The 1822-nt window shown below is 74.8% G+C and carries 2 protein-coding genes; both read left to right on the forward strand.

What is annotated here, in order from left to right; genetic code table 11:
• Positions 1-817 (forward strand): VWA domain-containing protein (locus J0F76_RS20570; protein ID WP_207472320.1); only part of this gene is annotated, 817 nt, incomplete at its 5' end.
• The gene (locus tag J0F76_RS21220) at positions 805-1704 is read left to right on the forward strand and encodes a VWA domain-containing protein (protein WP_278250466.1); all 900 of its coding nucleotides are present in this window, start codon (positions 805-807) and stop codon (positions 1702-1704) included. The genes J0F76_RS20570 and J0F76_RS21220, both read left to right, overlap by 13 nt.
• Positions 1705-1822: the final 118 nt, after the last annotated feature.

A 1822-nucleotide genomic window follows, 5' to 3' on the forward strand; every position in this document is an offset into this window, starting at 1 on the left:
AGCGGGGGCCGCGCGCGGGCAGGGGCCGTGGCTGGCGGCGCTGGCCTGGGCCGCCCTGGTCGTGGCGCTTGCCGGGCCGCGGATCGAGGTCGCCAGCGACGTGATCCCGGCCTCGGGGCGCGACATCGTGCTGGTGATGGATCTCTCGGGCAGCATGTTGAAGGAGGACTTTTTCCTCGACAACCAGCCCGTCACGCGGCTGGAGGCGGTCAAGCGCACCGCATCCGCCTTTGTCGCGGCAAGGCGGGGGGACAGGATCGGGCTGGTGATCTTTGGCGAGCGCGCCTATTTCGCCGCCCCCCTGACCTTCGACGTGGAGGCCGTGGCCCGCGCCATCGCCGAGGCCCAGATCGGCATATCCGGGCGCGGCACCGCGATTTCGGACGGGCTTGGCCTTGCCGCCAAGCGCCTGTCGCGCAGCGATGCGCCCACGCGGGTGATCGTGCTGATGTCGGACGGGGTCGATACCTCGGGCACCGTTCCGGCCATCGAGGCGGCGCGGCTGGCCCATGACCACGGCATTCGCGTCCATTCCATCGCGCTTGGCCCCGAGGATCTGGAAAACCAGCCGGACTCGCGCGACGCCGTGGATGTGGCGACCCTGCGCGCCGTGGCCGCGGCGGCCGAGGGCGAAAGCTTTCGCGTCCGCGACACCGCCGACCTGCAGGCGGTGGCGCAAAGCCTGGACCGGCTGGAGCCGAACCCCTCGGCCCGCCCGCCGATGCGGCTGTGGCAGCCCTTGTGGGTCTGGCCCGCCGCACTGGCCGCGCTGTGCCTGTTCCTGATCGCCGGGCGGAGGCGCGGATGGACGGGCTGATCCTGCTGCGCCCCTTGTGGCTGGCCGCGCTGCTGCCCCTGGCGGGTCTGGTCGGGCTGCGCCTGACGCGGCTGCCCAATGCCGGCGGGTGGGAGCGCGTGATGCCCCGCGACATGCTGCGGGCCATGCAGGCGCTTGGGCACCTGGGCGGGCGGCAACCCTTGTGGATGCGGCTGCTGGCGCCGTTGGCCCTGGCGCTGCTGATCCTTGGTCTGGCGGGTCCGGCGCTGCCCCGCAGCGATGCCCCGGTGCTGGCGCAGGCCGACGCGGTGGTGCTGGCGGTGGATCTGTCGCCCTCGGTCGCCAGGGGGGCCGGGCTGGATCAGGCCAAGCTGGCGGCGGCGGGACTGGCGCAGGCCCTGTCCGGGCGTCCGGTCGGGCTGGTTCTCTACGGGGGCGAGGCGTTCACCGCATCCGCCCCCACGCTGGACATCGCGACCTTGCAGACGCAGATCGGCGTCCTGGACGGCGAGACGATGCCCGGCAAGGGCTCGCGCCCGGCTGCGGCCATCGGCACGGCCGCGCAGATGCTGGCCGGGCTGCCGCGCGCCGATCTGGTGCTGATCTCGGACGGGGGCGGGGTGGACCGGCAGGCCCTCGCCGAGGCTGAGCGGCTGGCGGGGCAGGGAGTGCGGATCTGGGCGCTGCGGCTGACGGGCGCTGCACCGGGCGCACCCGCCGCGCCCAGCGACGCGCTGGACCGGCTGGTGCGCGGCGGGGCGGTGATGGCGTGGGAGGACATGGATGCCCTAGCCGCGCGGCTGGCGCGCAGCGGCGGATCGGCCCGCGACCCGGTGCTGCGGGCGCTGCACTACCGCGACCTCGGCCCCTGGCTGGCGCTGCTGGCGCTGCCGCCCCTGCTGGTCATGCTGCGGAGGCAGGAATGAAGCCCGCGCTGATCGTCCTGGCGGGCCTTGCCGCGCTGGCGGTGGCAGGCCCCGAGGCACTTGGCCGGCTGGCCCTGCGCGCGGGGCTGGACCGCGCGGCGGCGGCGCTGCTGGACGA

Source organism: Paracoccus fontiphilus, from assembly GCF_017356265.1.
Taxonomy (GTDB): Bacteria; Pseudomonadota; Alphaproteobacteria; order Rhodobacterales; family Rhodobacteraceae; genus Paracoccus; species Paracoccus fontiphilus.